This is a genomic window from Cellulomonas pasadenensis (assembly GCF_047229365.1).
Taxonomy (GTDB): Bacteria; Actinomycetota; Actinomycetes; order Actinomycetales; family Cellulomonadaceae; genus Cellulomonas.
The window spans coordinates 1-1,011 of the sequence record NZ_JBFTEP010000279.1 but is presented as its reverse complement, the minus strand read 5'-3'; the positions used below and the strand labels follow the sequence as shown (position 1 = coordinate 1,011).

At 81.0% G+C, this 1,011-nt stretch carries 1 protein-coding gene; it reads left to right on the top strand.

Annotation, left to right across the window (positions count from 1 at the left end; all coding sequences use genetic code 11):
* Window positions 1-326: 326 nt before the first annotated feature.
* Window positions 327-1,011: FtsK/SpoIIIE domain-containing protein (locus tag AB6N23_RS18460; RefSeq protein WP_412867409.1), on the top strand; the 685-nt coding region annotated here is incomplete at its 3' end.

Below are 1,011 nucleotides of genomic sequence, written 5' to 3'. Positions count from 1 at the left end.
CGTCGTGACGCCGAACGCGAAGGCCGCGCCGATGACGAGCCGCACGCGCGGCCGCTCCCGCCGGGCGGCGAGCAGCGACCCGGTGGACCGCACGCGGGGCCGTCCCCGCACGCCACCTCCCCGGCTCGCGCGCCGCGGGCGCCGCCGGTGCCGGCCCGGCGGCGGACGTCCCCGGCGGGGCCGCCCCGCCCTGGCCCGCCCCGACGGTGCTCGGCGCGCTCGCGGGCGTCCCTGCCGCGGACGCCCCGGACGTCGTACGGCGGTGGCGCGAGGCCGACGGGCGCGCGCCGTTGCGGGCCCCCCTCGGCACGGCTGCCGACGGCTCCGTGGTCGCCCTCGACCTCGACGCCGACGGACCCCACGTGCTCGTCGCGGGGACGACCGGCGCGGGCAAGTCGGAGCTGCTGACCACGCTCGTGCTCGGCCTCGCGCTGCAGCACCCGCCGCACCGGCTGGCGCTCCTGCTCGCCGACTTCAAGGGCGGCACCGGGCTCGGGCCGCTCGCCGGGCTGCCGCACGTCGTCGACCACGTCGACGACCTCGACGCGGGCGCGGCGCGGCGCACGCTCACGGGTCTGCGCGCCGAGCTGCGGCGTCGTGAGCGCGCGCTGGCCGCGGCCGGCGTGGCCGACGTGCGGCGGCTGGACCCGGACGCCCCCGGTACCCCGCCGCGGCTCCTCGTGGTGGTCGACGAGCTGCGCGCCCTGGTCGACGACGTCCCCGAGGCGGTCGACGTGCTCACCCGGATCGCCGCGCAGGGACGGGCGCTGGGCGTGCACCTCGTCCTCGCGACGCAGCGCCCCGCCGGCGTCGTCACCGCCGACCTGCGTGCGAACGTGACGCAGCGCGTCGCGCTGCGGGTCGCGGACGACGCCGACTCCCGGGACGTCGTGGACGTGCCGGACGCGGCGCACCTCGACCCGGCGCACCCCGGTCGCGGCCTGGTGCGCGTGGGGTCGCGCGCGCCGCGGGCCGTCCAGGTGGCCCGGGCCCGGCAACGGCGTGCGGGTC